This window comes from Streptomyces flavofungini (genome assembly GCF_041028215.1).
GTDB classification, from domain to species: Bacteria; Actinomycetota; Actinomycetes; order Streptomycetales; family Streptomycetaceae; genus Streptomyces; species Streptomyces flavofungini_B.
Genome location: NZ_JASKYR010001428.1, coordinates 1 through 844 on the forward strand (window position 1 = coordinate 1; position 844 = coordinate 844).

2 protein-coding genes are annotated in these 844 nt (G+C 75.4%); one reads left to right on the forward strand and one right to left on the reverse strand.

Translation table 11 applies throughout. The annotated features are described in order from the left end of the window. A partial coding sequence (locus AB8Z36_RS41485; RefSeq protein ID WP_369218492.1) for a GNAT family N-acetyltransferase occupies positions 1 to 368 on the forward strand: 368 nt, incomplete at its 5' end. A gap of 6 nt (positions 369 to 374) precedes the next feature. On the opposite strand, the gene AB8Z36_RS41490 is transcribed toward AB8Z36_RS41485, so the two are convergent. Continuing rightward, the coding region (locus AB8Z36_RS41490) for a pyridoxine 5'-phosphate oxidase C-terminal domain-containing protein (RefSeq protein WP_369218493.1) at positions 375 to 844 on the reverse strand (470 nt) is incomplete at its 5' end.

Sequence of the window (844 nt, forward strand, 5' to 3'; positions counted from 1 at the left end):
GCCCACTCCTCGGCGGCCATGGCGGAACGCTCGCCGAGGAGTGGGCGGAGTCCCGTATCGCCTATGGCGGCGTCACCCTCTGGGAAGCTCCCGACGGCACCCCGGTCGCCATGGCCGGTGTCACACGGCGCATCGCGGGCCAGGTCCGGGTCGCCCCCGTCTACACCCCGGCCGGACTGCGCGGCCGTGGGTACGCGGGCGCGGTCACGGCCGCGGTCACCCGTGCCGCGCTGGACGCGGGCGCGGCGGAGGTCCTGCTCTTCACCGATCTCGCCAACCCCACGAGCAACGGGCTCTACCAGCGGCTCGGCTACCGCCCCGTCCGCGACTTCGCCCAGTTCGGCTTCGGTCGGCGCCGCCGTGCATGAGGCCCCCTACGGCCAGAGCAGCTCCCGTGTCCAGGCCGCCGTGCTCTGCGCCGCCCTGCGGTACCGGAGCCTGAGGTGCCTGCGCCGGGCGTCGCCCTGGAAGAACTCGGCCTCCAGGGGGTCGAGGACGTACAGCGTCCAGGTCGGCGCGTCCGCGTCCGGTTCCGCCTGGGCGCGGGCCCAGGCCGTGTCCGATGAGCGCGCCAGTTCCCCGACGGAGCCGAGCGGCTCGCTCTGGCGGCCCACCAGCGCCGCCGCGAGCGCACCCGTCGAGCGGGCGTGCAGATCGGCGAGCGCCTCGGCGTGCGGGGCGGTGGTGACGCGGCCCCTGATCCGGATCTGGCGGCCCTGCGCGGGCCAGTAGAAGTGCAGGGCGGCCTCCGGCCGTGCGGCCAGTTGGCGGCCCTTCGTGCTGGTCGCGTGCGTGGCGAAGTGCCAGCCGTGGTCGTCGGCGTCGTGCAGCATCACGGTCCGCA